At 65.4% G+C, this 1,969-nt stretch carries 2 protein-coding genes; both read left to right on the top strand.

Annotated elements, in window-relative coordinates:
- Window positions 1-231 precede the first annotated feature (231 nt).
- Entirely contained in the window at window positions 232-1,050 is an 819-nt protein-coding gene (locus ABE459_RS25925) for an HDOD domain-containing protein (RefSeq protein ID WP_189654581.1), read from the top strand.
- A gap of 3 nt (window positions 1,051-1,053) precedes the next feature.
- Window positions 1,054-1,866, top strand: a complete 813-nt coding sequence (gene mutM, locus ABE459_RS25920) for a bifunctional DNA-formamidopyrimidine glycosylase/DNA-(apurinic or apyrimidinic site) lyase (RefSeq protein WP_153785508.1) — start codon at window positions 1,054-1,056, stop codon at window positions 1,864-1,866.
- Window positions 1,867-1,969 lie beyond the last annotated feature (103 nt).

Genomic DNA, 1,969 nt, shown 5'->3' with positions numbered 1-1,969 from the left:
AGCTCCCCTGGGGTGGCCTCCGCGCCGGCACGCCGGCTCCCACGGTGGGACCTGGCTGCCCGGCGATGAGGCCCGTGTAGGCAATGACTAAAGAAATTCCTGAACTCAACGATCCACTAATTGGTGCCCTGCCGGCGTACAGGGTTAGAATCCCCCGTCCCCAGCGAGTGTGCACTTATGTCCCAGGAACTTACCGCCGAACAGATCCAGCAAGCCTTGCAAGGCATCACCATTCCGCCGCAGCCGCAGATCATGGTCGACCTGCAGTTCGAGCAGTACATGCCCGACCCGGACCTGGAGACCATTGCCAAGCTGATTTCCCAGGACCCTGGCCTTGCCGGCGCCCTGCTCAAGCTGGTCAATTCGGCGCAATTCGGCCTGTCGAACAAGATCGGCTCGATCCAGCGCGCGGTGAACCTGCTGGGCAGCCGCTCGATCATCAACCTGATCAACGCCCAGTCGATCAAGGGCGAGATGAGCGACGAGACCATCGTCACCCTCAACCCGTTCTGGGACACCGCCCAGGACGTGGCCATGACCTGCCTCACCCTGGCCAAGCGCACCGGTATCCAGGCGGCGGACGAGGCCTACACCCTGGGCCTGTTCCACGACTGCGGCGTGCCGTTGATGCACAAGCGCTTCCCCAACTACATGGAAGTGCTGGAAGAGTCCTACGCCAAGGCCAATGACGAAGTCCGCGTGGTGGACACCGAGAACCGCGTGTTCAACACCAACCACTCGGTAGTCGGCTACTTCACCGCCAAGTCGTGGCGCCTGCCGGAGCACATCAGCGCCGCCATCGCCAACCACCACAACGCCCTGGCGGTGTTCCGCGACGAGTCCTCGCGCAACGCCCAGACCCAGCTGAAGAACCTGCTGGCAGTGCTGAAGATGTCCGAGCACATCTGCGCCTCGTACCGTGTGCTGGGCAATCAGAGTGTCGACCACGAGTGGAGCATGGTTGGCCCGCTGGTGCTGGAATACATCGGGCTGTCGGAGTACGACTTCGAGCAGCTCAAGCAGGACATCCGCGAACTGGGCGGGCGCTGAACCATGCCGGAATTGCCAGAGGTCGAAACCACCCGGCGCGGTATTGCGCCGCACCTGGTGGGCCAGCGGGTCAGCCGTGTTGTGGTGCGTGACCGGCGCCTGCGCTGGCCGATCCCGGAAGACCTCGACGTGCGCCTGTCGGGGCAGCGCATCGTCAGCGTCGAGCGCCGCGCCAAGTACCTGTTGATCAACGCCGAGGTGGGCACGCTGATCAGCCACCTGGGCATGTCGGGCAACCTGCGCCTGGTCGAGCTGGGCCTGCCGGCAGCCAAGCACGAGCATGTGGACATCGAGCTGGAGTCGGGGCTGATGCTGCGCTACACCGACCCACGGCGCTTCGGCGCCATGCTCTGGAGCCTCGACCCGCTCAATCACGAATTGCTGCTGCGCCTGGGCCCGGAGCCCTTGACCGACCTGTTCGATGGCGAGCGGCTGTTCCAGCTTTCCCGTGGCCGCTCGATGGCGGTCAAGCCGTTCATCATGGACAACGCGGTGGTGGTCGGGGTGGGCAACATCTATGCGACCGAAGCGTTGTTCGCCGCCGGCATCGACCCGCGCCGCGAGGCGGGCGGGATTTCCCGGGCGCGCTATCTGCGGCTGGCGATCGAGATCAAGCGGGTGCTGGCGGCGGCGATCGAGCAAGGCGGCACGACCTTGCGCGATTTCATTGGTGGTGACGGGCAGCCGGGGTATTTCCAGCAGGAGTTGTTCGTTTACGGGCGCGGTGGGCAGCCGTGCAAGGTGTGTGGCACTGAATTGCGCACGGTGACGCTGGGACAGCGGGCGAGCGTGTTCTGCCCGAAATGCCAGCGTTGATGCCTCTGGCCCTATCGCGGGGCAAGCCCCCCCCCCCCCCGCCCGGGGGGGGCACGAGGGGGGGGGGGTGGCCCCCGCGAAGGGCCGCAAAGAAGGCAAACCC

Source organism: Pseudomonas sp. TWI923, from assembly GCF_039673365.1.
Classification (GTDB): Bacteria; Pseudomonadota; Gammaproteobacteria; order Pseudomonadales; family Pseudomonadaceae; genus Aquipseudomonas; species Aquipseudomonas sichuanensis.
Note: the sequence above shows the minus strand (reverse complement) of the source record. Positions and strands in the feature narration are given on the sequence as shown.